Origin of the sequence: Amycolatopsis albispora, assembly GCF_003312875.1 — a bacterium.
GTDB classification, from domain to species: Bacteria; Actinomycetota; Actinomycetes; order Mycobacteriales; family Pseudonocardiaceae; genus Amycolatopsis; species Amycolatopsis albispora.
The window spans coordinates 3756221-3780460 of sequence record NZ_CP015163.1; the positions used below are offsets into that span (position 1 = coordinate 3756221).

A 24240-nucleotide genomic window follows, 5' to 3' on the forward strand; every position below is an offset into this window, starting at 1 on the left:
GTCACGAATGTGGCTTTCGGGACGCGAAACGTCTCGAAAGCCACATTCGTGACACCGCCCACCACCCCACCACCCCGAAGGATTCCGATGGCAACCACCAAGCGGCGGGGGCGCCGTCCCGCCGGTGAGGACACCCGCGCGGCGATGCTGGCCGCGGCCAGGGAGATGTTCGCCGAACTGGGTTACGAAGGGGCCACCGTGCGTGCCATCGCCGAGCGCGCCGGGGTGGACGCGGCCATGGTGAACCACTGGTTCGGCGGCAAGCAGGGCCTGTTCGCCCAGGCCGTGCTGCAACTGCCGTTCGACCCGGTCCAGCTGTTCACCCACATCTTCGAGAGCGGGCCGGTGGAGGAGCTGGGCGAGCGCATCGTGCGCACCTTCCTCACCCGCTGGGACGAAAGCGGCGGCGGCGCGTTCGCCGCGCTGATCCGGAGCGTGGCCGGGCACGAGCAGGTCGCCGCCGCCCTGCGGCACCTGTTCCTGGAGCAGATGTTCACCAAGCTCGCCGAACGCGTGAGCAGCGACCAGCTGCAGTTCCGGGCGTCGCTGTGCGCGTCGCAGGTGGTCGGCATGGGCATGGTGCGGTACGTAGCGAAGTTCGAGCCGCTGGCGTCCGCCGAGCGTGAGGAGGTCGTCGCCGCGGTGGCGCCGACGCTGCAGCGCTACCTCACCGGCGACCTCGACCCGGCCGGCTAGAGCAGCCGCCGCTCGTCGGTGTCGAAGCAGGTGCGCGTGCCGGTGTGGCAGGCCGGGCCCTCTTGGACGACCCGCACCAGCAGGGTGTCGCCGTCGCAGTCGTGCCGGACCTCCTGGACGTGCTGCACGTGACCGGAGGTCTCGCCCTTGACCCACAGCTTGCCGCGGCTGCGGGAGAAGTAGGTGCCGCGGCGGGTGGTCAGGGTCAGCTCCAGCGCCTCGGCGTTCATCCAGGCGACCATCAGCACGTCGTTGCTCTGGTGGTCGACCACCACCGCGCAGACCAGCCCGTCGGCGTTGAACTTGACGCGTTCGACCGGGTTCACGCCTTCGCACTCCCCACGTGGCGCAGCACCGGGCGGCTGCTCAGCAGCACCCCGGCGTAGATGTAGCCCGCCGCGGCGAGCCCGAAGAAGATCCGCAGCCACCACAGCGTGCCCGCCAGCATGCCGAACGCGTGCTGCAGCGCCATGATCGCGATCACCGCGTACCCGATGTACCGCGCGAACCTGGCGAACCGCGGCAGCCGGTCGGGCACCGCCAGCCCGCCCGCCACGATCGCCCCGAGCAGCAGGGCGGTCACCGGCACGAACAACACCCGGCCGGTGGAGCCCGGCGCGGACAGCAGCACCAGCGACAGCAGGATGTGCACCAGCGCGATGCCGAGCAGCAGGCCGGTGATCACCTTGATCTCCAGCGGCGCGCTCCACCGGCTCATCGGACCTCCACCCCGCCCGCGCGCAGCGCGGTCTTCACCTCACCGATGGTGAACTGTCCGAAGTGGAACACGCTGGCCGCGAGCACCGCGTCCGCCCCGGTCCGCACCGCGGGCAGGAAGTGCTCCAGCGCACCCGCCCCGCCGCTGGCGATCACCGGCACCCGGACCGCCTTGCGCACCAGCCCGATCAGCTCCAGGTCGAAGCCCGCCTTGGTGCCGTCGGCGTCCATCGAGTTGAGCAGGATCTCCCCGACGCCGAGTTCCTCGCCCCTGGCTGCCCACTCCACCGCGTCGATGCCGGTGCCCTTCCGGCCGCCGTGCGTGGTCACCTCGAAGCCGGATTCGGTGTCCGGCGTGCGGCGCGCGTCGACCGAGAGCACCACGCACTGGGAGCCGAAGCGGCGCGAGGCCTCGTGCAGGAACTCGGGCCGCGCGATGGCCGCGGTGTTGATGCTCACCTTGTCCGCGCCGGACCGGAGCAGCTTGTTCACGTCGTCGTTCGTGCGCACGCCACCACCGACGGTGAGCGGGATGAACACCTGCTCGGCGGTGCGGCGCACCACCTCGAAGGTGGTCTCGCGATCCCCGGAGGAGGCGGTCACGTCCAGGAAGGTCAGCTCGTCCGCGCCTTCGGCGTCGTACCGGCGCGCGAGCTCGACCGGATCCCCGGCGTCGCGCAGATCCGCGAAGTTGACACCCTTGACCACCCGTCCCGCGTCCACGTCGAGACACGGGATCACCCTCACCGCTACGGACATGGCGCTCAGGGTACGTGTTCACCCACCGGTTACCCCGCGAGCCTAACGTCCGTCCGTGCGCATCACACCGCTCATCCTCATCGTCCCCCTCCTCCTCGGCGGCACCCCGGCGGCGCAGGCGAGCCAGTTCCCCCGCCCGGTGCTGCAAACGCGGGCGTTCGTCGACGACCCGGCGGCCACCCCGGCCAACGCCGACGCCGACGACCCGGCGATCTGGGTCAACCGCGCCGATCCCGCGCGCAGCCTGGTGCTCGGCACGCTCAAGGAAGGCGGGCTGGCCGCCTTCGACCTGGGCGGGCGCGAGCTGGCCACGCTGCCCGCACCGGCGCCGCCGTCACCGGGTGCCGCACCCGGCCGGTTCAACAACGTGGACGTGGTCGACGACCTCGCGGTGGTCAGCGACCGCGGCCGCGACCGGATCCGCGTGTACCGCATCGGCGGTGACCGGTCCCTCACCGACGTCACCGATCCGGCCGCACCGCCGGTGTTCTCCGCCAGCGAGTCCGAAGTGGACGAACAGCGCACGGCGTACGGGCTGGCGGTGGCCGAGCTCGGCGGTCGGCGGGTGGTCGCGGTGAGCAGGCGGCACGAGACCCGGATCGCGTTGCTGGAGCTGACCGACCTGCCCGGCGGCCACGTCGGCACCCAGCCACTGACCACAGTGGACCTGCCGGAGCGGTTCGGGCTGCCGGACGGCACCACCTGGACGCCCTGCGGCGACCCCGGGGAACGGCCGCAGATCGAGGGCATGGTGCTCGACGCCACGCACCGGGTGCTCTACGCCGCGCAGGAGGACGTCGGCATCTGGCGCATCCCGCTCGGCGGGGCACCGGAGCTGATGGACAAGGTCCGCTCCTTCGGCGCCCCGGCCCGCTACGACGAGGAAACCGAGGAGTGCGTGCCCGACGGCCCCGACCCCGGCTTCGGCGGCACCCGGCTGACCGCCGACGCCGAGGGGCTGACCATCGCCGAAGGCCCGCGCGGGTCCGGGCAGCTCTACGCCTCCAGCCAGGGTGACTCGCGCTTTGTCGTCTACGACCGCACCGGCGGCAACAAGCCGCTGTACGAGTTCACCGTCGGCAGCACCGCGCGGACCGACTCGGTCGAGCACTCCGACGGCGCCGCGGTCACCACCACGCCGCTCGGCCGGGACTTCCCGCGCGGGCTGCTCGTGCTGCACGACGGCGAACGGCGCCCGGAACAGGGCGGGCCGACCACCGGGTTCGTCTACCTGCGGCGGTAGGCGTCACGGCAGGTTCAGTTCCTTCGGCTGCCACTTCGGTTGCGGTCCGGTGGACGGGTTCGGGTCGCGCTCGTCGTTCGGGTTGTTCGCGGGCGGCGTGCGTTCGGCATTGGCCGCCAGACCGGTGGGGATGCCGCCGTCGTCGGTGTTCCGGTGCTGCGGTGAGCCTTCCCCGAGCCGGTATTCACCGCCCTGACCGCCGAAGAAGGTCTCGTTCAGCGCACCGTGGCGGGTGCCGACGCCCTGGGGCGCGCCGTTGGCCGCGCCCCCGGCGGCACCCGCCACCGCGCTTTCGGCCATCTTCTTCGGATCCCAGCCGGTGTTGACGCCGGTGTTGACCGAGTTGCCGATGGACCCGCCGATCGCCCCGCTGGCGGCGCCCTTTCCCGCGGCTCCGGCGAAACCCGAGGAGTTCACCCCGATCACGGCGTCCGTGGCACGGGCGATCGGCCGGGACGCGGTGTTCTCCACCAGCTCCCCCGCTTCGTTCGTCACCATGGAGGTGCCGTACCTGCCACCGGCCGCGCCCGCGGCCCTGGCACTCGCGACCGCACCGCCGCCCGCGACGGCGCCGCCCGCCACGCCCGCGATGACCCCGGCCTGCAGCGCCTTCCCGGTTTTGCCCCAGTCCCAGGACTCCCGGTTGCCGGTACCCAGCTGAACGCCCTGGATGACACCGTCGACGGCCAGGTTCAGCGTGACGTTGAAGATGATCTGCTCGACCAGCTTCCGGAGGAAGGTCATCAGCAGCGTGCGCCCGGCGGCCAGTGCCACCGGGATGCCCGCCGTGCTGGTCCCGAAGCTGCCCGCCGCCGCGGCGAGCAACGCGATGATCTGCGCGGCCAGGATGGCGAGCGCGGCGATGATGCTCCACTTCGTGTACTCGATGCTGGTGGCACTTGCCCGGCACGCCTTCGCGATCTTCTCGCAGAGTTCCTCCAGATCGGGGAAGCCCGCCTCCTTCCCGCTGGTGAACTGCTTCCAGTGCTGGTCGAAGGCCTCCCCCGCGTTGCGCTTCATGCCCGCCAGCACGGCCTTGGACGCGGCGTCACCGTCCCCGCGGAGCCGTTCCAGCTCCTTCGCCGCGTCCTCCCAGTAGTCGGCCAGCCGGCGCAACGCCGTCTCGTCGCCCTTCGGCCATTCGGCGCCGCCGACCCACTTGGCGATCCACTGCAGCTCGCCGGGCAGTTCGATCCCCATCAGTTCTGCCCGCCCATCTTGCCGAGGCCGCGCTTGACGCCCTGGTCGGTGCCCTCGTACCGGTCGGCGGCCGTGTCGAGCGCCTTCCTGGTGTCCTCGATCGCCTTCGCCAGTTGGAAGAACTTCGTCTCCGCCAGCTTCACCGCGGGGAGGTAGCCCTTCGCGAACTCCTCGCCCGCTTCGTCGTCACCCCAGGGCGCGCCCTCGCCCTGGCCCTTGGCCCACAGATCGTTCTTGGCCTTGGTGACCCCGTCCGAAACCGCGGAGAACTTCGGTGCGGCGGCGCGGACCACGTCCGGTTCGACGTCGATGTCGGCCATGGTCACCGCCTCCTCATGATGTCGCCGATGGGCTCGTCTTCGACTTCCTCGGCCACCGGGCGGCGGCGCGCGCGAGGGGGCTGAGCTGGTGGCGGTGGTGGCGGAGGTGCCGCCATCGGGCTCGGCGCGGGCGGCGTGGTCAGCTCCCGCAGCGAAGGCGCGTCCTCGAACAGGTCCGGCAGGTCGGGCAGGCCCGCCTTCAACGGCAGCAGCACCTCCTCGGTCTTGCGCTTCGCGTCGGCGGCCGCGGCCTGGATGGTGTGCACCAGCACCGGTGAAAGGTGGTCCGGGGTGTTCCGCACGAACGCCGACGGCGCGAAGCGGACGCCGGTGACCACGCCCTGCGCGTCGGTGGTCACGCTGACCTGGCCGTCCGGCGAACTCGCCTGTCCGGTCACCACCGCCGCCCTGGCCTGCAGGTCGGCGGTCTGGCTCACCTGGCGGCCGAGCGATTCGAGCAGGCCGTCGACCTTCTCGCGCAAGGCCACCGTTTTGGCTTCCATCTCGTCCATGCGGCCCACTGTGCTGGTGCGGGTGCACAGATTCCGCCCAGGAAGCGCACAGGCGGTGGCTATCATCGTCGGACACCGGACCGCGACGGGAGCTGGTGATGGAGTTTCGGCTGCTGGGGCCACCGGAAGCGCGAGCGGGCGGCACGCCGGTCGCACTGGGCGGGCCGCGGCAGCAACTCGTGCTCGCGGCGTTGCTGCTGCATGCCAACGAATCCGTGAGCGGTGGTTTCCTCGCCGAGGCGGTCTGGGAGCAGGCGCCCGCTTCGCCGGACAGCAATCTCCGCACCTACGTGGCCGGCCTGCGCCGGGCGCTGACGGCCGCGGGCGACGACGGTTCGCGGCTGGAGACCCGCCGCGACGGCTACCTGATCCGGGTCGGGCCAGGCGAATTCGACGTCCACGAGTTCGAACGGCTTGCCGGGCAAGGGGAACTGGCGCAGCAGGCGCAGGATCCGCTGGCCGCGCTGGAACACTACGACCACGCGCTCGCGTTGTGGCGTGGTGAACCGCTCGGCAGGCTGTCGCCCGGCCCCGCGTTGCGCGGCGAACTCGTCAAGCTGGCCGAGCAGCGGCTCACCGTCGTCGAACGGCGGGCGCGAGCCCAGCTCGACGTCGGTGAGGCGGCCACCGCGGTCGGCGAGCTTCGCGCGCTGGTCGAGCAGCACCCGTTGCGCGAGCACCTGTGGGCGTTGCTGATGCGTGCGCTGGACCGGTGTGGCCGCCGGGCGGAAGCGTTGCAGGTCTTCGAAAACGCGCGCACGGTGATCGCCGCGGAACTGGGCGCCGACCCCGGCGCCGAGCTGACCGCGCTGCACCGGGAACTGCTGCGCGGCGGCGAACCGGCCGACACCCGTCCGGTGCCGCGGCAGCTTCCGCCCGCCCCCAGGCTCTTTGCCGGCCGGAGCGGCGAACTCGACCGGCTGACCAGCGCGGCGCCGGTGTGCGTGATCAGCGGCCCCGGCGGCATGGGCAAAACCTGGCTCGCCCTGCACTGGGCACACCGGCACGCGCGCGACTTCACGGACGGGCAGCTCTACGTCAACCTGCACGGGTTCGGGCCCGGCGACACGCCGACCCCGGCAACCGTTGCGCTGCAAGGCTTTCTCACCGCGCTCGGGGTACCGCCGAACGCGCTCCCGGCCACCGAGGACCCGCTCGCCGCGTTGTACCGCAGCCTGCTCGCCGACCGCCGGATGCTGATCGTGCTCGACAACGCGCACAGCAGCGAGCAGGTCGCGCCGCTGCTGCCCGGCTCGGCGGGCTGCACGGTGCTCGTCACCAGCCGCCACCGGCTGCTCGGCCTGGTCACCGGGCACGGCGCGCAACCGGTCGACCTGGACGCGCTGCCCGTTCCCGAAGCCCGCGAGATCCTGGTCCAGCACCTCGGCGGTGCCCGGCTCGCCGCCGAACCGGAGGCCGTCACCGCCCTGCTCGACCAGTGCGCCGGGCTCCCGCTGGCGCTCGGCATTCTCGCCGCGCGAGCCCGCAGCCACCCCGGGTTCCCGTTGCGCGCGCTGGCCGACGAACTCGGCGAGTCGGCCAGCCGCCTGGACCTGCTGGACAGCGGTGACCTCAGCGCGAGCGTCCGCTCGGTGCTGTCGTGGTCGTACCACGCACTGGACGACGAAGCCGCGCGGTTGTTCCGGTTGTTCGGGCTACTCCCGCACCCGGAAACCAGCCTCGAAGCCGTCGCCTCGCTCGCCGCCCTGCCGCGCGCCCGCACCCGGTCGATCCTGCAGCGGCTCGAAGCCGCGTCGCTGGTGGTGCAGCACCTCCCGCACCGCTACCGCATGCACGACCTGATCCGCGACTACGCCGCCGAGCTGGCCCCGGACGACGAGCCCGCGCTGCACCGGCTGGCCGCGTTCTACGTGCACAGCGCCGCGGCCGCCGAGCGCCAGCTCGCCCCGCACCGGCCGGCGCTGGCGTTCGCCCCGCTGCCGGAGGGCTGCTGCCCTGTTTCACCGTCCAGTGAAGACGACGCGCTGGCCTGGTTCGACGCCGAAATCACCCCGATATTCGGCCTGCACCGGCTGGCCGCGGCCAAGGGCTGGCACCGCACGGTGTGGGAACTGTCGTGGCCGCTGGTCAACTACCTGTTCCGGCGGGGCCGCACGCAGGACGACCTGATGGTCTGGCAGGCCGCGGTGGTGGCCACGCGGCACCTGCCCGACCTCGAGCACCGCGCCCAGGCCCACCGGTTCCTCGGCCACGTCCAGGCGCAATTGGGCAAGCTCGACGAAGCCCGCGAAAGCCTGGAACTCGCGCTCGGCTTCTCCCGCGAAGCCGCCGACATCCGCAGCGAAGCCCACTGCCGCCTCGCCTACGTGTTCGCCTGCTCGATCCACGGCGAGTACCAGGAGGCGGTCGAACACGGGCAACGCGCGCTGGAACTGTTCCGGGAACTCGGCGAGCCGGTCTGGCAGGCCGAAGCCCTCAATTCCCTCGGCACCAACCGCGCGAGCCTCGGCGCGACCGGCGAAGCGCGCGCCTGCCTGGAATCGGCGCTCGAACTGTTCCGGGCCCACGGGTACGTGCACGGTGAGGCGGTGAGCCTGCACGGGCTCGGCGACCTGGCCAGGCGCACCGGGAACCCGGCCGAAGCGCTGGAGCACCTCGGCCGCGCGCTCGAGCTGAACGGGCGGAACTCGTTCATGGCGGCCAACATTCTCGAAGCGACCGGCCAGGCCCATGCCGACCTCGGCCGCCTCGACGACGCGCGCCGCGACTGGACGCAGGCCGCCGAGCTGTGCCGTGGCCAGTTCCGCCACACCGACCTCGCCCGCGTCGAAGAGCGGCTCGCGCGGGTACGGTGACCACCATGGCATCCGAGCTGGACCGGCTGGCCGCGGAGAAGTACGTCGTGGTCACCACCTTCCGCAAGAACGGCACCCCGGTGCCCACGCCGGTGTGGATCGCGCGCCGGGGTGACGAGCTGGTGCTCTGGAGCGACGCACAGGCCGGCAAGGTCAAGCGGCTGCGCAACGACGCCAGGGTGGCCGTGCAGGCCAGCGACTTCGGCGGCAAGAAAACCCACGGTGACAAGGTTTCCGGGCAGGCACGGCTGCTCGACGGCGACGAGACCGAGCGCGTGCGCAGCACGATCGCGCGCAAGTACGGGATCGTGGGTCAGGTCACCATGTTCTTCAGCAGGCTGCGCGGGCGTCAGCGCACCATCGGCATCGCCGTCACACTCGACGAGTGACGGTTCAGGAGCGCACCGCGGCCAGCGCGTCCGGCAGGGTGAACGCCCCGGCGTAGAGCGCCTTGCCGACGATCGCGCCCTCGACCCCGTCGCGCTCCAGCCGCGCCAGCGCCCGCAGATCGTCCAAACTGGACACCCCGCCGGAGGCGATCACCGCGGCGTCGGTGCGGGCGGTGACCTCGCGCAGCAGCTCCACGTTCGGGCCGGACAGCATGCCGTCCTTGCTCACGTCGGTGACCACGTAGCGCTGCGCGCCGTCGCGGTCGAGGCGCTCGAGCACCTCCCAGAAGTCGCCGCCGTCCTTGGTCCAGCCGCGCGCGGCGAGCCGGTGGCCCGCCTCGGTGATCCGCACGTCCAGCCCGATCGCCACGCGGTCGCCGTGGGTGGCGACCACCTTGGCGGTCCACTCCGGATCCTCCAGCGCCGCGGTGCCAAGATTGACGCGACGGCAGCCGGTGGCCAGCGCGGCCTCCAGTGACGCGTCGTCGCGGATGCCGCCGGACAGCTCGACCTGCACGTCCAGCTCACCGACCACGCGGGCGAGCAGCTCGCGGTTGGACCCCTTGCCGAAGGCGGCGTCGAGGTCGACCAGGTGCACCCACTCGGCCCCGTCCCGCTGCCAGGCCAGCGCGGCCTCGAGCGGGTCGCCGTAGGAGGTCTCGGTACCGGCCTCGCCCTGGACCAGGCGCACGGCCTGGCCGTCGGCGACGTCAACGGCGGGAAGGAGCTGGAAAGTCACGCGGGCAACTATAGAGCCCGGTCCACGACCTCCCGAGAGCCCCCGGAACCGAGCGCCCGCGGCCCAGGACCAGGCGTGGCCAGCGCCCTTGGACACGAATGTGGCTTTCGGGGCGGATTTCGCCCCGAAAGCCACATTCGTGTTCTCGTCGAGAGGGCACCGCGTACCGTGCCCGGGTCAGAGGGTGCCGAGCCAGTTTTCCAGGAGGGTGGCACCGGCGTCCCCGGACTTCTCCGGGTGGAACTGGGTGGCCGACAGCGCGCCGTTCTCGACCGCGGCGACGAAGTCCTCGCCGTGGTGGGCCCAGGTGACCAGGGGCTGCTGCCCGGCCAGGCCCGAGTCCAGGTCCCACGACCGCGCCGCGTACGAGTGCACGAAGTAGAACCGGGTCGACGCGTCCAGCCCGGCGAACAACCGCGACTCGGCGGGCGCGCGCACCGTGTTCCACCCCATGTGCGGCAGCACCGGCGCGTTCAGCTGGTCGACCGTGCCGGGCCACTCGCCGGCGCCCTCGGTCTCCTCGCCGTGCTCGACGCCACGTTCGAACAGGATCTGCATGCCGACGCAGATGCCGAGCACCGGCCGCCCACCGGCGAGCCGCTTGCCGACGATCCGCTCACCATGGACCTCGCGCAGCCCCGCCATGCACGCGGAGAACGCACCGACGCCCGGCACCACCAGGCCGTCGGCGGCGAGCGCCGCTTCGGCGTCGGCGGTCACTTCGACATCGGCCCCGACGCGCCGCACGGCGCGTTCGGCGGACCGGAGATTGCCCGAACCGTAGTCCAGGATCACGACACGAGGCACCCCACCAGGCTAGCCGGTGACCCGCGCCCGCCGTGCGACGGGCAGCAGGACCAGCGCGAACCCGGCCAGCACACCGAACCCGCCGACCGGCCCGATCCCGGCGAGCAGCGCACCCACCAGCACCGCGCCCGCGCCCTGCCCGGCGTCGAAGGCGAGGTTCCAGACCACCCCGGCCGCGCCCGGCGGCACCCGCGCGAACATCACCACCAGCGCGTCGTTCTGCACCACGCCGAACCCGGCGCCGAACACCGCGCCACCGGCGATCGCCGCAGCCAGCGCCCACGCCCCGCCGATCGGCCCGGTCACCGCGAACACCGCCATGCCCAGCCCGAGCACCACGGTCGCCACCCCGAGCATGCCGCCGGACCCGCTGATCCGGTGCGCGAACAGGCCCGCCGACCAGCGGCCGAGCAAGGCCGCCCCGGTCACCACGAACAGCATCGCCGACACCGCCGCGGCCGGGCCGTTGAGCACGAGGGGCACGAAGGTGGCCATCGCGCCGAGCCCGACGGCACCGCTGAACAACACCAGCCCCGGCCGCCAGGTCCGCGTGCCGACCTCGGTCCAGCGCACCACCGGACCGCTGTCGCCGGGCAGCAGCTTCGGCAGCAGCAACAACGGCAGCACCCCGGCCAGTGGCAACGCCGTTGCCACCAGGAACACCTCGGTGAAGCCCCAGGTACCGGCCGCCCAGGTCCCCGCGGCCAGGCCGAGCAGCTGCGGCAACCCGGTCGCCAGCCCGTACCAGCCGGACCCGCGAGCCGCCGACGAAGCGGGCAGCAGCTCGCCGATCAGCGCGCTGCCGCACACCGACACCAGCCCGAACCCGAGCCCCCGCACCAGGGAAACGCCGAGAATGCCCGGCCAGTCGGTGGTCAGGACCAGCAGTGGCGCCGGCACGCCGAGCAGCAGCCCGCCCGCCGCGGTCACCAGCCGGTAGCCGAAGCGCGCGGCCAGCGCGGGCACCACGCACTGGGCGGCGACCGTGGCACCCATGAACACCCCGGTCGCCGCGCCCGCGGCGAACTCACCGGAACCCCGGTGCACCACCCACAGCGGGACCACCGACAACAGCAGCGCGTACCCGGAGAACAGCAGCGCGGTGCTCAGCAGCACCAGGCGGAAATCGCGGTGGCGAAGGGGACTCAGAGAGTTTCCTTCGACCGGGTGTCGGCCAGTTGCTCGGCCGCGTCGGCCTCGGCGAGGTCCGCCGCCGCCAGCTTCTCGGCGTCCGTCGCCGGCTGACCGCCGTGCAGCAGCCGCGCCACCTCACCGCGCAGCGAGACGAACTCCGCCGACTCGCGCGTGGTGATCTGGTCGCGTTCCGCCGGCAGGCCCACCCGCAGGTCGGCGACGATCTTCGCGGGCGACTTCGACAGCACCAGCACCCGGTCGCTCAGGTACACGCTCTCGTCGATGTCGTGCGTGACCAGCAGCACCGTGCTGCCGCGTTCGCGCTGCACCCGCCGCAGCAGGTCCTCCAGCTCGAACCGGGTCTGCGCGTCCACCGACGCGAACGGCTCGTCCATCAGCAGCAGCGCGGGCTCCGACGCCAGCGCCCTGGCGATGGACACCCGCTGCTGCATGCCGCCGGACAGCTGCGACGGGTACTTGCCGCCGATGTCGGGCAGGTTGACCGAGGCCAGCGCCTCGTCGGCGCGCCGGTGCCGCTCGGCCTTGCTCAGGCCGCGCCAGCGCAGCGGGAACTCCACGTTCGCGCGCACGCTCAGCCACGGGAACAGCGAGCGGCTGTAGTCCTGGAACACCACGGCCAGGTCGTCCGGCACGCCGTCGATCAGGTCGCCGTGCAGCCGGACCTCGCCGGCGGACGGCTTGATCAGCCCGGCCACGCAGCGCAGCAGGGTGGACTTGCCGCAGCCGGACGGGCCGACGATGCAGGCCAGCTCCCCGGCCTCCACGGTGAAGGCCAGGTCGTCGACCACGGTGTGCGTCTGGTCACCGCCGCCGTATCGGTGGCTGAGACCGGCGACGTCGAGCATGGTTGGCACAGGGCTCATCCTCCGAGATTGGCGTCTTGCTGGGCACGGGACGGCTGCCAGCGCAGCACCCGGCGCTCCACCGCGAGCAGCGCGGTGTTGAACCCGTAGCCGAGGATGCCGAGCAGCACGATCCACGCCCACATGCCGGGGAAGTCGAAGATCTGGCGTGAGGAGTTCAGCGCGTAGCCGATGCCGTCGAAGGCACCGATCAGCTCCGAGACCACCATCAGGATCATCGAGATGGACAGGCTCAGCCGCAACCCGGCGAAGATCTTCGGCGACGCCGCGGGCAGCACCACCAGCAGCAGCCAGTACCGGCGCGGGCTGCGGAACGAGCGCGCGGTGTCCACCTTGACCGCGTCCACCGAGCGCACCCCGTCCACGGTGTTCAGCAGGATCGGGAACAACGCGCCGAAGATGATGGTGGCCAGCTGCATGCCCGGCCCGATGCCGAACAGCACCAGGAACACCGGCGCCAGCGTGGGCGGCGGAATGGACCGGCCGAAGGAGAACAGCGGACCGGCGTAGTCCATCCCGGTGCGCGTGCGGCCGAGCGCGACGCCGATGCCGACCCCGAGCACCACGGCGATCAGCCAGCCGCCGAGCATCCGGCCGATGCTGGGCAGGATGTGCTCGGTCAGGTTCTCGCTGAACCACAACCGGCCCGCGGCGGACAGGATCTCCGACGGCGGCGGGAAGAACGGGTCCTGCGCCACCCTGGTGGCCAGTTCCCACAGCACCACCAGGCCGATGAACAGCAGCCAGTTGCGCAGGAAACCGGAGACGCCCGCCTTGGTGCGGCCGCGCAGTCCGGCGCCCGCCTTGCGCTCGGGCAGGGTCGCGGTCACTTGACCACCTCCGTGCGGACCTCGCTCCAGGCGAACAGGCGGCGCCCGGTCCGCTCCAGGCCCTCGTTGATCAGGTAGCCGATGATCCCGGCCACCACCGTGCCGGCCAGCACCAGGTCGCGGCGGCCGCCGCCCTCGCTGGCTTCGAGCACGAAGTTGCCGATGCCGCGGCTGGCGCCGGCGACGAACTCGGTGCTGACGATCACGATCAGCGCGATCGCCGCGGACATCCGGATGCCGGTGAAGACGAACGGTGCCGCGTGCGGCAGCGCCACCGAGGTGAGCATGCGGGACTTCGAGGTGCCGAACGACTTCGCGGTCTCGGTGAGCACCGGGTCGATCTCGGCCATCGCGTAGACGGTGTTGAACAGGATCGGCCACACCGAGGCGTAGACCGCGAGGGTGATCTTCGCCTCCGGGCCGCCGCCGACGATCAGGATCACCAGCGGGATCAGCGCCACCGGCGGGATCGGGCGGAGGAACTCGACGATCGCGCGGGTGGCCACCTGCAGCGGCGGGATGCTGCCGAGCAGCAGCCCGGCCGGGATGGCCACCACCACCGCGATGCCCAGCGCGATCAGCCAGGCGAGCATGGTGGCGATCACGTCGCGGAGGAAGGAGACGTCGCCGAGCAGTTCGGCGAGGCTGGACAGGACGACCGAAGGCGGCGGGATGAACTCCCGCCGCACCAGGCCGGTCTGGACGGCCCCTTCCCACAGCAGGAAGAAGCCGGCCAGACCGATCAGGTTTCGCAGCAGACGAGGCACGTTGAGCGGGTCAGTCCTGCGGCTGCTTCGCGATCATCGCCGCCGCGTCGACCTTCTGCGTGATGATGCCGAACTCCAGCATCAGGTCGGGCACCCGCTGCAACCGCGCCGGGTCCAGTTTGGACTCGAACTTGGTCAGCGAGGCCAGCGCCGCGGTGTCGGCGTCGATCTTGGCGAACTCGACCAGCAGTGGTTCGACCACCTTGCGGTCGGCTTCGGCCTCCTTGGTGGCACGGGCCATCGCGCGCTGGAAGGCCTCCACCGTCTTCGGGTTCTCGTTGACGAACTTCGCGGTGGCGCCGTAGGCCGAGATCGGGAAGTCCTGCGTCGGGCCGGACGAGGCGTCGACCACCGGCACGGTGCCCACGCTCTTGCTGGCCTGGGTGATGAACGGCTCGACCAGGAAGCCGGCGTCCACGTCACCGCGCGAGATCGCGCCGGCGATCTCCGGGAACGGCAGGGTCACCCAGGTGACCTTGCTGAAGTCGACGTTGTTGGCCTTCATCACGGACTTGGTCAGGGTGTCGGACACACCCTTCTCACCGTTGATCGCGATCTTCTTGCCCGCCAGGTCCTGCACGTTCTTCACCGGCGAGGTGGGCACGGTGAGGATCATCATGGTGTTCGGCTTGCCGGAGGAGGACTCGGCGACGAACTTGATGTCCGCGCTGCCGGTGGCGTTGGCCATCACGAACGGGATGTCACCGCCGTAGCTGATGTCGACGTCGCCGGCGATCAGCTTGGTCAGGCCGGCCTGCCCGCTGGGCGAGTTGACCGTCTCGACCTCCAGGCCCTCTTCCTTGAAGTACCCCTTCTTGTTCGCGAGGTGGAAGGGCGCCACGTCGATCAGCGGCATCACGGACACCTTGATCTTCGCCTTCTCCACCTGCCCGTTCCCCTGGGCGGCGCTGTCGCCCTCGTCACCGCCGAGCAGCCCGCAGCCGCTGGTCGAGGCGAGCAGGACGAGGCTGCTCAGCAGCACGCCCACCCGGGTGCGGCGCCCAGGGCGCCGGAAACTGTTGCCGGTACGTAGCAAGGCCAACTCCTGGTGTGAAGAGTAGGTGCGCCTGGGGTGCGACCAGGCGATAGCGCGCGACAACCGAAGCCCGCCCCGAGACCGCGGTGCGTCCGCACCCGACACTGTAAGAGATCACTAGATGTCGTCACAATCGGTGCCGAGATCGCCACCTGCCTGCGGGCTGGCTCACCTGACCAGGCGACAAAATTCCCCAGAAAGGGACACTCAGACGAGTCGGCCAGACACGGCATGCCATAGTTGTCCCGGCCGAGGATCCCCCCGGAAGGGTTACATCCTCGCAGCGTATTCGCTACCTTCTGCTTCGCGGCGCTGGGTAGCGCGCGTCAGTTTCAGTCACAGCAGGTCACGCCGACCCCGGCAGGTGAGGAGCGAGCGAGACGGATGTCCGTGCGGACGCGAGTCCACCCGGAGCCCCACCCCAGGGCGCCGCGGCACACGGGGCGGCGAGTGCTGAACACGGAAACCGCGGTGGAAGTCATTCGTTACAAATCGGTAAATGTCCGTTCGAGCTGGACTCCGCGAAGCGAGCTGCTGGCTCAAGTACAAGGGATGTGCTCGTAGTGCGGGTCCAAGACCCTGGGGCCTCTGACGGCCGGGGAAACATTGGTGGCGGGTCGGCACCGGACGCGCGGGCCCTGCCCGATCCGGTGGAGCCGACCACGGCGGACGCCCTCGACACGACTCCGGTCGAGCGCGGCAAGGTCTCCCGCTGGTCACTGCGCAACTGGCGGCTGCGGAGCAAGCTGGCCGCGGTGATGATCGTGCCGACGGTCACCGCGCTCGCGCTCGGTGGCCTGCTGGCCGCGCAGGAACTGGAGCGCGCCAACGAGTTCCAGCAGACGGTGGACCAGCTCGACCTGGCCGCCAAGAGCGCGACCGTGCTGCACGAGGTGCAGAACGAGCGCACGCTGGCGGTGGCGAAGATCGCGTCGGACCGCGCGCCGGACGAGGGCGCGCTGGACGCGCAGATCATCAAGACCGACCGCGCCATCGCCGACATGAAGTCCTTCGCTGGCTCGCTGGGCACCGACGTGGTTCCCGAGGGCAGCCAGATGGCCCGCACGCTGGACCGCATCGACGCGCTCGGCCCGCTGCGCATCGCGGTCCGGAACACCTCCTACGCCGACCTGTCCGCGTTGTCGGCCTACACCTCCCTGCTGGACCAGCTGGTCCAGGCCGGTCGTGAGGTCAACACCGGCATCACCGACCGCGACCTGCTCCGCCGCGGCACCACCGCGCAGGCGCTGAGCGAGGCCAAGGAGTACGTCTCCCGCGAGAACGCCGCGCTGCAGATCGCCGGCCGCCGCGACGGCTTCCCCGCCGAGCTGCTCAGCCAGACCCGCGCCTACCAGGCCAGTGCGCGCGCGGCGCTGGACACCTTCCGCTCCACCGCCGATCCCGAGCAGGTGCAGCTCTACAACGACAACGTCAGCGGCGCCGAGGTCGACGACCGCGAGCGCATCAAGGCCTCCGCCTTCGTGTTCGCGGACGCGCGGAGCAGGCCGGCCATCGATGTCAACGCGCTGACCAACGACGGAAACTTCGTCGTCGACCGGATGAACAAGGTGGAGGGCCAACTGCTGGCCGACCTCCGGGCCGCGGCCGACGGACTGGCTTCCGACGCGCTGGTCGCCTTCTGGCAGTTCGCCGCCATCGTGCTCGTCGCGCTGCTGTTCGCGATCGCGCTGATGCTGATCATCGCCCGCTCGCTGCTGCACCCGCTGCGCACGCTGCGGACGAACGCGCTCGACGTGGCCTACGCCAAGCTGCCGACCACGGTCCAGGGCATCCTGGACAACCCGAACCCGCTCGAAGCCGCCAAGCGCGCGGTCGAGCCGGTGCCGGTGCTCACCCGCGAGGAGATCGGTGAAGTCGCCCGGTCCTTCGACGCGGTGCACGCGCAGGCGGTCAAGCTGGCGGCCGAGCAGGCGCTGCTGCGCGAGAACGTCAACGGCATGTTCGTCAACCTCTCGCGGCGGTCGCAGCGGCTGGTGGAGCGCCAGCTCGGCGTGATCGACCGGCTCGAGGCCGATGAGCAGGACCCCGACCACCTCGCCAGCCTGTTCGAGCTGGACCACCTCGCCACCCGCCTGCGCCGCAACGGTGAAAGCCTGCTGGTGCTCTCCGGCGCCGGGCTGACCAAGTCGGTGTCGCGCCCGGTCCCCGCGGTCGAGGTGATCGGTGCCGCGGTCTCGGAGATCGAGCAGTACGCCCGCGTCGAGGTCGGCCAGGTGCCCGAGGTGTCCGTGCAGGGCCGCGCCATCCAGGACCTGGTGCACCTGCTGGCCGAGTTGCTGGACAACGCCACCTACTTCTCCGAGCCGGAGACCAAGGTGACCATGCGGGCCGCGGTGACCCGCAAGCGCTCGCTGGCCATCCAGATCACCGACAAGGGCGTCGGGATGTCCGAAGAGGACATCGAGGAGGCCAACAAGCGGCTCGCCGACCCGCCCGCGTTCGACGTCTCGGTGACCCGCCGGATGGGCCTGTACGTGGTCGCGCGGCTGGCCAAGCGGCACGGCATCGAGGTCCGCCTGCGGGACAACGAGGAGATCGACAACGGCATCATCGCGCGGATCGTGGTGCCCGCGGAGTTGCTGGTGGCCACGCCCGCCCCGCAGTCGCTGGGTGGCCCGCCCTCGCAGCCGCGGCTCCCCGCGCAGCCGTCGACCCCGCCGACGCAGTCTTCGCTGCCGCCGATCACCCCGGTCTACCAGCAGCAGAAGCCGGAGCGGCCGGCCGAGACCTGGTCGCCGTCCCCGCCACCGCCGACCCCGGCGGAGACCTCGGCCACCAGCAACGGCCTCACCCCGCTGGCGCAGCCGATCTCGCTGGACGACCTGGTGGCCGGCTCGTCGAACGCGGCCTTCACCAGCAAGCCCACCGACGCGCCGCTGACCAGCTCGTTCCCGGTCCCGCAGCAGCTGCCGGTGCGGCAGCCAGCGGCGGCGCCGGAACCGGAGCCCGAGCCCCAGCCCGCCGCGCAGGAGGACTTCGGTTTCCCGACCGAGGAACCGGACCAGCCGGCCACCGACTACAGCGACTACCAGGCGCTGGCCAACCAGCCGGCCGACGACGACCCGGACGCGCCGACCCGCCGCCTGCCGATCTACCAGTCGGTGATGTCGCGCTGGTTCAGCGAGGTCGAGGACGAGCTCGACGAGCAGCAGTCCCAGGCCCCGGCGTCGTCCGAGTTGGCCGGACCGGCGGCCGACCGGGACCGCACCCGCGAGGCGGAGCGGCAAGCACAGCCGGAGCCGGCGTCCCAGGCGGCGCCCGAGCCGGAGCCCGAGCAGCCCGCGACCCAGGCGGCTCAGGCGGCTCAGTCGTCCCCGGCGGTGCCCGAGCAGGCGACCAGCACCCCGGAGCCCGAGTTCACCGAGGGCCCGCCGCCCAAGCCGCGGCCGGTGGTGGCCTCGACCTGGCAGAGCGCGTCGGACCAGGGCTGGCAGGCCGCGCAGGCGCTGCTGGAGACACGCAGCGAGGAGATCACCGAAGCCGGGCTGCCGAAGCGCGTGCCGAACGCGTACCTGGTGCCCGGTTCGGTGGGCGCGCCAGAGCAGGACGCCTTCCGCGACACCTCCGTCGGCCAGCCGAGCCCGAGCGCGATCTCGCGGTCGGCGGCCGCGGCCCGCAGCCGGATGGCCAGTTTCCAGCGTGGTTTCACCACCGGCAGGCACGCGCTCGCGGAGAACGCGGGTGAGCCGGGCTCCTACCCGGGAGCGAGCAGCAGCAGGACAGAGCAAGGCACTAGGGAGTGGCAGTGACAGGGGCGCAGCCGGAAGGCACAAGCCAGCCGAGCACGCTGGCGAACGGTGGGTTCGCCTGGTTGATCACGGATTTCGTCCGGCGCGTGCCCGGGGCCGCGCACGCGGTGGTGGTCTCCGCGGACGGGCTGATGCTGGCGCACTCCCGCGGGCTGCCCAAGGACAAGGCCGATCAGCTGGCCGCGGTCGCGTCGGGGCTGACCAGCCTCGCGCGGGGCGCGTCGAAGATCTTCGAGGGCGGCACGGTCGCGCAGACCGTGGTCGAAATGGCCAACGGGTTCATGTTCCTGATGTCGGTGTCCGACGGTTCGTGCCTGGCCGTGCTGGGCGCGCCGGACAGCGACATCGGGCTGGTGGTCTACGAGATGACCCTGCTGGTGGACCGGGTCGGCAAGCAGCTGACCCCGGCCCAGCGCGCCCAGCTGCGTGGCGCGAGCGGCCCCCGGCCGGTCGCTTCCCTGTAGAACCCGGAACAAGGAGAAACCGCGGTGAACGCACCACGCCCGTCCAGCGGGCCGACCTCATCGGCGAAGATCGTGGTCGCCGGTGGGTTCGGCTCGGGCAAGACCACCCTGGTGGGGGCGATCTCCGAGATCGACCCGCTGACCACCGAGGCGTCGATGACCGAGGCAGGCGCCGGGGTGGACGACATCTCGGCCACGCCCAACAAGACCACCACCACGGTGGCCATGGACTTCGGCCGGATCACCCTGGACTCGGACATCGTGCTCTACGTGTTCGGCACGCCGGGCCAGCACCGGTTCTGGTTCATGTGGGACGACCTGGCACTCGGCGCGATCGGCGCGGTCGTGCTGATCGACACGCGGCGGCTCGCCGACGCCTTCCCGTCGATCGACTTCTTCGAGAACCGGAAGCTGCCGTACGTGGTCGCGATCAACTGCTTCGACCGCCTGCTGCACCACCAGATCGAGGACGTCCGGCACGCGCTGACCATCTCGCCGTCAGTGCCGATCATGGCCTGTGACGCACGCGACCGGGAGTCGGCCAAGCAGGTGCTGATCTCCGTGGTGCAGCACGCCATCCAGCACGATTCGGCCCGCCGCGCCGGGTAGGGCGCGGGTTAGCATGACCCGATGAGCGCTACTCCCGATCCCCGCGACTTCCTCGATCTCGACGCCGAGCTGACCGGTGAGGAGCGGGACATCCGCGACGCCGTGCGCGAGTACGCGGCCGAGCAGCTCGCCCCGAACGTGGCCGGCTGGTACGAAACGGGCGCGCTGCCCGCCGCCGAGCTGGCGAAGGGCTTCGGGCAGCTGGGCCTGCTCGGCATGCACCTGGAGGGCTACGGCTGCGCCGGCACCAGCGCGATGGCCTACGGCATCGCCTGCCGCGAGCTGGAGGCGGTCGACTCGGGGCTGCGCAGTTTCGTTTCGGTGCAGGGTTCGCTGGCGATGTACGCGATCCACCGCTGGGGCTCCGAGGAGCAGAAGGCGGAGTGGCTGCCGCGCATGGCCACCGGGGAGGCGCTCGGCTGCTTCGGGCTGACCGAGCCGGACGCGGGCAGCGATCCCGGCAGCATGCGCACGCGCGCGGTGCGCGACGGCTCGGACTGGGTGCTCGACGGCACCAAGATGTGGATCACCAACGGCACGGTGGCCGAGGTCGCGGTGGTCTGGGCGCAGACCGAGGACGGCATCCGCGGGTTCGTGGTGCCGACCTCGACGCCGGGCTTCACCGCGAACGAGGTCAAGCACAAGCTGTCGCTGCGTGCGTCACTCACCGCGGAGCTGGTGCTCGAAGGCGTGCGCCTGCCGGCGTCGGCCGCGTTCCCCGAGGTGCGCGGCCTCCGCGGCCCGCTGAGCTGCCTGAACGAGGCGCGCTACGGCATCCTGTTCGGTGTGGTCGGCGCGGCCCGCGCCTGCTACGAGTCGGCGCTGGACTACACCCTGTCCCGCACGCAGTTCGGCAAGCCGCTGGCCGGGTTCCAGCTGACCCAGCGCAAGCTGGCCGACCTGCTGGTGGAGGTGAACCGGGCCGGGCTGATCGCGATGCGGATCGGCAGGCTCAAGGACGCCGGTTCGCTGCACCACCACCACGTGAGCTTCGGGAAGCTGTCGAACGTGCGGTCGGCGCTGGAGGTGGCGCGCACCGCCCGGTCGATGCTCGGCGCGAACGGCATTTCGCTGGAGTACCCGGTGATGCGGCACATGGCGAACCTGGAGACCGTGCTCACCTACGAGGGCACCGAGGAGATGCACGCGCTCACGCTGGGCCAGTCGGTGACGAAGCTGGCCGCCTTCCGCTGACCGCCGGGAAGCGACGCACGCCACGCTCTCGGCCTGCGAACCGCGCGGAACCGGGGGCAAAATGGAGGTATGCGCACAAGAAACCTGGTCACGGCGGCGATTGCCGCCGCGGGCGCCGCGGGGCTCGGACTGATCGGGCTGGCTGCCCGCGGGCTGCCCGAGGCCGTCGGCGGACGGCCCGATCCGGAGCAGCTGAAGCGCTCACCCCAGTTCCGCGACGGCCGGTTCCGGAACGAGGCACCCCGCCGGGTGGTCGAGCAGGGCACGTACCGCAAGGTCCTGCACGACCTGCTTTTCGGCAACGAGCCGCGGCATCCCGGCGGCCCGGTGCCGGTGGTCGCCACGTCGGAACCCGCCCCGGCCGACGGCCTGCACCTGACCTGGTACGGCCACGCTTCGACGCTGGTCGAGATCGATGGCGCCCGCGTGCTGCTCGACCCGGTCTGGAGCGAGCGCTGCTCGCCGTCACCGCTGATCGGGCCGAAGCGCATGCACGCCCCGCCGATCGCGCTGGAGGACCTGCCGCGGCTCGACGCGGTGGTGATCTCGCACGATCACTACGACCATCTCGATTTGCCGAGCATCCGCACGCTGGTCGAGCACCAGGACGCGCCCTTTGTGGTGCCGCTCGGGGTCGGCGCGCACCTGCGCCGGTGGCGGGTGCCGGAGGAGCGGATCGTCGAACTGGACTGGCACGCCGAGTTCATCGCCGGTGACCTGCGGCTGGTCGCCACGCCGGCGCAGCACTTCTCGGGCCGCTGGCTGGCGAACGACGGCACGCTGTGGGCGTCGTGGTCGATCATCGGGCCGCGGCACCGGGTGTTCTACACCGGCGACACGGGCTACTTCCCCGGCTTCGCGAAGATCGGGGAGCAGTATGGTCCCTTCGACGCGACGCTGGTGCAGATCGGGGCCTACGCGCCGAGCTGGCCGGACATCCACATGACCCCGGAGGAAGGCGTGGCCACCCACCTCGACGTCCGCGGTGGTTTGCTGGTGCCGGTGCACTGGGCCACGTTCAATCTGGCGATGCACGCTTGGACCGACCCCGCCGACCGCATCTGGCGCGAAGCGAAGGCGAAGGACGTGGCCCTGGCGGTGCCACGACCGGGGGAACGAGTGGACGTCGCCACCCCACCCCCCGTCGACGGCTGGTGGCAAACCCTGTAACCGCCGACGCTGGCGCGAGCGCGCCTTCGCCCGAACGGCGGCCTCGGCCCGCTGCGCACACCAGCACGGCGGGCCAGCCACACGACCCCGCACCGGCTGACGCTGGCCCAGCCTCCGCAAGACCACGTCACGTCGCCGGTCTCGCCCCCTCCAGCCGCCAGGCCAGCGCAGCCAGCCACACAACACCCGCAGCGGCTCGCGCTGGCCCAACTTCCGCAAGACCCATACGTCGCCGGTCTGGCCCCCAGCCGCCAGGCCACCAGCGCGGGCAGCCACACAACACCCGCAGCGGCTCACGCTGGCCCAGCCTCCGCAAGACCCACGTCACCGCTCTCGCACCAAGCGACCCCAGCCCCGCCAGCCCCAGCGCGGCCAGCCACACCGCACCGCAACAGCGCGCGCTGGCGCTCGCTCGAGTTCGCCTGGGTGCTACGAGCAGGCCACCGAGCCCGAGCCTCGCAAGACCCGTCGCCGCCCTCGGCCAAGCCCCAGCGCAGCCAGCCACGCGACACCGCACCAGCGCGCGCTGGCGCTGGCCGGAGTTCGCCGATGTCACGAATGTGGCTTTCGAGACGTCTGGCGTCCCGAAAGCCACATTCGTGACGCCAGCCTCGGGCGCGTGGGCTGCAAGCTCGCCACGAAAGGCGTCACGCTGTGCGCGAAAGGCGCTGCCCAGCCACAGCCAACCGTGGTCTGCTGGCGCGTATGCGAGTCGTTCACGTTCACGGGGCCTGCGTACGCGATGCCGACTGGTGGTGGCACCGCATGGTCCAGCCACTGCGTGAACTCGGCGTCACCACCGAGGCGGTCAGCCTGCCCACCTGCCGCATTCCCGGCGCCACCCTGCACGACAACGCCGACGCGGTCCGCGAAGTGCTGGCCGCCACCGGCGAACCAACCATCCTCAGTGGACACTCGTACGGCGGCATGGTGATCACCGACGCAGCCACCGGGTTTGGGTCCACTGTGGAGCGCCTGGTCTACCTCGCCGCCGTGGTGCCGGAGGCGGGCCGGTCACTGGCCGACATGTCCCCTGAGCCGTCGCCCTGGCTGGACGCGCTCGACGACGGCACGGTCGCCGTCAAGCCCGGCCTCGACCTGCGGGGCATCTTCCTCCAGGACTGCCCCGACGACCTGGCCGCGGAAGCCGCGACCAGGCTCACGCCCCAGTCCACCGCGGCCTTCGCGCAGGCACCACGCGGCCTGGCATGGCAAACCATCCCGTCCACCTACGTGGTGCTCACGCGGGACCGCGCCACCCCGCCCGCGCGTCAGCGCGAATGGTCACGGCACGCCCATGAAGTTGTCGAACTCGAAGCCGGGCACCACCCTTTCCTTTCCCGACCCGCCGAACTCGCCCGGCTCACAACCCGGCGAGCAGATCCTTCTCGGTGATCCCCGGCCCCTGCCCCTCGCGGATGAACCACTCCGTGCCGAACTGGAACCGGAACGCCTCCTCCGACTGCGCGAGGAACCACGAGTCCTCGGCGATCTGGCTGGCATGAGCCCGCATCGCCTGCCGCTTGTGCTCCAGGTACGCGGTGACGTCCACCTTCGCCGTCAGCTCCGCCTCCGGCTTGCCGATCGTGCTGAGGAAATCGAGGTCCTCCCCGAAGTCCGACATGTCGGCACCCTCGGCCTTCGCCGCCTCGACCCCGCGCCGGATCTCGTCACGGTTCTGCGTGGCCTGGTAGACCCGCGGTGTGCCGGCCAGCTCGGCGGCCCGCATCCCGACCCGGTGCACCTGGATGTGGTCGGGATGGCCGTAACCACCGTTGTCGTCGTAGATGGTGAGCACGTCGGCGTTCTCCTCGCGCAGGATTGCCGCGAGCTTCTCCGCCGCCTCCTCGACCGGCGCCGTCCAGAACGAGCCCTCGGCGTCGTTCTCCGGCTCCCCCATCATCCCGGAATCGGTGTACCCCAGGAATTCCACCCGTTGCGCGCCGAGAATCCCGGCCGCCGCATGGGTTTCGGCGATGCGCCGCTCACGCAGCGTCTCGCCGTCGGTGAGGAAGCCCTCCTCCACCTCGCCGTGCTCGCCCTGGGTGGCGACCACGAGCACCACCCGATGCCCCTCTTCGTACGCCTTGCGCATCACGCCGCCGACGGTGATGCACTCGTCGTCGGGGTGGGCGTGAAAGGTAACCAATGTCGCCATGCGCTCGAACCTACCCGAGCGCACCG

The 24240-nt window shown here is 71.4% G+C and carries 24 protein-coding genes; 10 read left to right on the plus strand and 14 right to left on the minus strand.

Features of this window, described 5'->3' with window-relative positions; all coding sequences use genetic code 11:
• Window positions 1-87 precede the first annotated feature (87 nt).
• Window positions 88-696 carry a TetR/AcrR family transcriptional regulator gene (locus tag A4R43_RS17415; RefSeq protein ID WP_113693294.1) on the plus strand — a complete coding sequence of 203 codons (609 nt, stop codon included), beginning with the start codon at window positions 88-90 and terminating at the stop codon, window positions 694-696.
• Here A4R43_RS17415 and hisI read toward each other — a convergent pair.
• The 3 genes from hisI to hisF are packed head-to-tail and all read right to left on the minus strand — an operon-like array spanning window position 693 to window position 2172.
• Complete coding sequence (gene hisI, locus A4R43_RS17420) at window positions 693-1022, minus strand: phosphoribosyl-AMP cyclohydrolase (protein WP_113693295.1); 330 nt, start codon at window positions 1020-1022, stop codon at window positions 693-695. The two genes, A4R43_RS17415 and hisI, sit on opposite strands and share 4 nt — an antisense overlap.
• The gene (locus A4R43_RS17425) at window positions 1019-1414 is read right to left on the minus strand and encodes a hypothetical protein (protein WP_113693296.1); all 396 of its coding nucleotides are present in this window, start codon (window positions 1412-1414) and stop codon (window positions 1019-1021) included. The genes hisI and A4R43_RS17425 overlap by 4 nt, the downstream gene beginning before the upstream one ends.
• Window positions 1411-2172 carry an imidazole glycerol phosphate synthase subunit HisF gene (hisF, locus tag A4R43_RS17430; protein ID WP_113693297.1) on the minus strand — a complete coding sequence of 254 codons (762 nt, stop codon included), beginning with the start codon at window positions 2170-2172 and terminating at the stop codon, window positions 1411-1413. Before hisF ends, A4R43_RS17425 begins: the two co-directional genes overlap by 4 nt.
• Window positions 2173-2227: 55 nt before the next feature.
• On the opposite strand from hisF, the gene A4R43_RS17435 reads away from it, so the two are divergent.
• The gene (locus A4R43_RS17435) at window positions 2228-3415 is read left to right on the plus strand and encodes a phytase (protein WP_113693298.1); all 1188 of its coding nucleotides are present in this window, start codon (window positions 2228-2230) and stop codon (window positions 3413-3415) included.
• A 3-nt stretch (window positions 3416-3418) separates the two neighbouring features.
• On the opposite strand, the gene A4R43_RS17440 is transcribed toward A4R43_RS17435, so the two are convergent.
• Genes A4R43_RS17440 through A4R43_RS17450 form a run of 3 tightly spaced genes read right to left on the minus strand, consistent with a single transcriptional unit; the run spans window position 3419 to window position 5447 of the window.
• Window positions 3419-4615: a WXG100 family type VII secretion target gene (locus A4R43_RS17440; RefSeq protein ID WP_113693299.1), complete on the minus strand. Its 1197-nt coding sequence runs from the start codon at window positions 4613-4615 to the stop codon at window positions 3419-3421.
• Window positions 4615-4935 carry a WXG100 family type VII secretion target gene (locus tag A4R43_RS17445; RefSeq protein ID WP_113693300.1) on the minus strand — a complete coding sequence of 107 codons (321 nt, stop codon included), beginning with the start codon at window positions 4933-4935 and terminating at the stop codon, window positions 4615-4617. The genes A4R43_RS17440 and A4R43_RS17445 overlap by 1 nt, the downstream gene beginning before the upstream one ends.
• A 2-nt stretch (window positions 4936-4937) precedes the next feature.
• A complete protein-coding gene (locus tag A4R43_RS17450) occupies window positions 4938-5447 on the minus strand; it encodes a YbaB/EbfC family nucleoid-associated protein (RefSeq protein WP_162788504.1) in 510 nt (169 codons plus the stop codon).
• A gap of 98 nt (window positions 5448-5545) precedes the next feature.
• On the opposite strand from A4R43_RS17450, the gene A4R43_RS17455 reads away from it, so the two are divergent.
• Together A4R43_RS17455 and A4R43_RS17460 are read left to right on the plus strand one after the other, a co-directional pair.
• Window positions 5546-8263: an AfsR/SARP family transcriptional regulator gene (locus A4R43_RS17455; RefSeq protein WP_113693302.1), complete on the plus strand. Its 2718-nt coding sequence runs from the start codon at window positions 5546-5548 to the stop codon at window positions 8261-8263.
• Between the two features lie 5 nt (window positions 8264-8268).
• Window positions 8269-8652 (plus strand): PPOX class F420-dependent oxidoreductase, encoded by a 384-nt coding sequence (locus tag A4R43_RS17460; RefSeq protein ID WP_113697680.1) that lies wholly within the window; start codon window positions 8269-8271, stop codon window positions 8650-8652.
• A gap of 4 nt (window positions 8653-8656) precedes the next feature.
• On the opposite strand, the gene priA is transcribed toward A4R43_RS17460, so the two are convergent.
• The 7 genes from priA to A4R43_RS17495 all read right to left on the minus strand — a co-directional run bounded on the left by priA (window position 8657) and on the right by A4R43_RS17495 (window position 14795).
• Complete coding sequence (priA, locus tag A4R43_RS17465) at window positions 8657-9391, minus strand: bifunctional 1-(5-phosphoribosyl)-5-((5-phosphoribosylamino)methylideneamino)imidazole-4-carboxamide isomerase/phosphoribosylanthranilate isomerase PriA (protein ID WP_113693303.1); 735 nt, start codon at window positions 9389-9391, stop codon at window positions 8657-8659.
• A gap of 177 nt (window positions 9392-9568) precedes the next feature.
• Window positions 9569-10198, minus strand: coding sequence for an imidazole glycerol phosphate synthase subunit HisH (gene hisH / locus A4R43_RS17470; protein WP_113693304.1), 630 nt, complete (start codon window positions 10196-10198; stop codon window positions 9569-9571).
• 9 nt (window positions 10199-10207) lie between these two features.
• On the minus strand, window positions 10208-11314 hold the full coding sequence (locus A4R43_RS17475) for an MFS transporter (protein WP_335645160.1): 1107 nt from the start codon (window positions 11312-11314) through the stop codon (window positions 10208-10210).
• Window positions 11315-11343: 29 nt separating this feature from the next.
• Window positions 11344-12207, minus strand: coding sequence for an ABC transporter ATP-binding protein (locus A4R43_RS17480; RefSeq protein ID WP_113693306.1), 864 nt, complete (start codon window positions 12205-12207; stop codon window positions 11344-11346).
• Window positions 12208-12212: 5 nt separating this feature from the next.
• Window positions 12213-13046, minus strand: coding sequence for an ABC transporter permease (locus tag A4R43_RS17485; protein WP_418190828.1), 834 nt, complete (start codon window positions 13044-13046; stop codon window positions 12213-12215).
• On the minus strand, window positions 13043-13813 hold the full coding sequence (locus tag A4R43_RS17490; RefSeq protein ID WP_113693307.1) for an ABC transporter permease: 771 nt from the start codon (window positions 13811-13813) through the stop codon (window positions 13043-13045). The genes A4R43_RS17485 and A4R43_RS17490 overlap by 4 nt, the downstream gene beginning before the upstream one ends.
• 10 nt (window positions 13814-13823) lie before the next feature.
• The gene (locus A4R43_RS17495) at window positions 13824-14795 is read right to left on the minus strand and encodes an ABC transporter substrate-binding protein (RefSeq protein ID WP_236809089.1); all 972 of its coding nucleotides are present in this window, start codon (window positions 14793-14795) and stop codon (window positions 13824-13826) included.
• A gap of 704 nt (window positions 14796-15499) precedes the next feature.
• On the opposite strand from A4R43_RS17495, the gene A4R43_RS17500 reads away from it, so the two are divergent.
• The 6 genes from A4R43_RS17500 to A4R43_RS17525 all read left to right on the plus strand — a co-directional run bounded on the left by A4R43_RS17500 (window position 15500) and on the right by A4R43_RS17525 (window position 23451).
• Window positions 15500-18619 carry a sensor histidine kinase gene (locus tag A4R43_RS17500; protein WP_236809092.1) on the plus strand — a complete coding sequence of 1040 codons (3120 nt, stop codon included), beginning with the start codon at window positions 15500-15502 and terminating at the stop codon, window positions 18617-18619.
• Window positions 18616-19083, plus strand: a complete 468-nt coding sequence (locus A4R43_RS17505; RefSeq protein WP_113693308.1) for a roadblock/LC7 domain-containing protein — start codon at window positions 18616-18618, stop codon at window positions 19081-19083. The genes A4R43_RS17500 and A4R43_RS17505 overlap by 4 nt, the downstream gene beginning before the upstream one ends.
• A gap of 24 nt (window positions 19084-19107) precedes the next feature.
• Entirely contained in the window at window positions 19108-19692 is a 585-nt protein-coding gene (locus tag A4R43_RS17510) for a GTP-binding protein (RefSeq protein ID WP_113693309.1), read from the plus strand.
• A gap of 21 nt (window positions 19693-19713) precedes the next feature.
• The gene (locus A4R43_RS17515; RefSeq protein WP_113693310.1) at window positions 19714-20886 is read left to right on the plus strand and encodes an acyl-CoA dehydrogenase family protein; all 1173 of its coding nucleotides are present in this window, start codon (window positions 19714-19716) and stop codon (window positions 20884-20886) included.
• 69 nt (window positions 20887-20955) lie between these two features.
• A complete protein-coding gene (locus tag A4R43_RS17520; protein WP_113693311.1) occupies window positions 20956-22056 on the plus strand; it encodes an MBL fold metallo-hydrolase in 1101 nt (366 codons plus the stop codon).
• A 765-nt stretch (window positions 22057-22821) separates the two neighbouring features.
• Complete coding sequence (locus tag A4R43_RS17525) at window positions 22822-23451, plus strand: alpha/beta fold hydrolase (RefSeq protein ID WP_236809093.1); 630 nt, start codon at window positions 22822-22824, stop codon at window positions 23449-23451.
• Here the strand turns inward: A4R43_RS17525 and A4R43_RS17530 are convergent.
• Window positions 23420-24214 (minus strand): PIG-L family deacetylase, encoded by a 795-nt coding sequence (locus tag A4R43_RS17530; protein ID WP_113693313.1) that lies wholly within the window; start codon window positions 24212-24214, stop codon window positions 23420-23422. The two genes, A4R43_RS17525 and A4R43_RS17530, sit on opposite strands and share 32 nt — an antisense overlap.
• Between the last annotated feature and the right edge of the window lie 26 nt (window positions 24215-24240).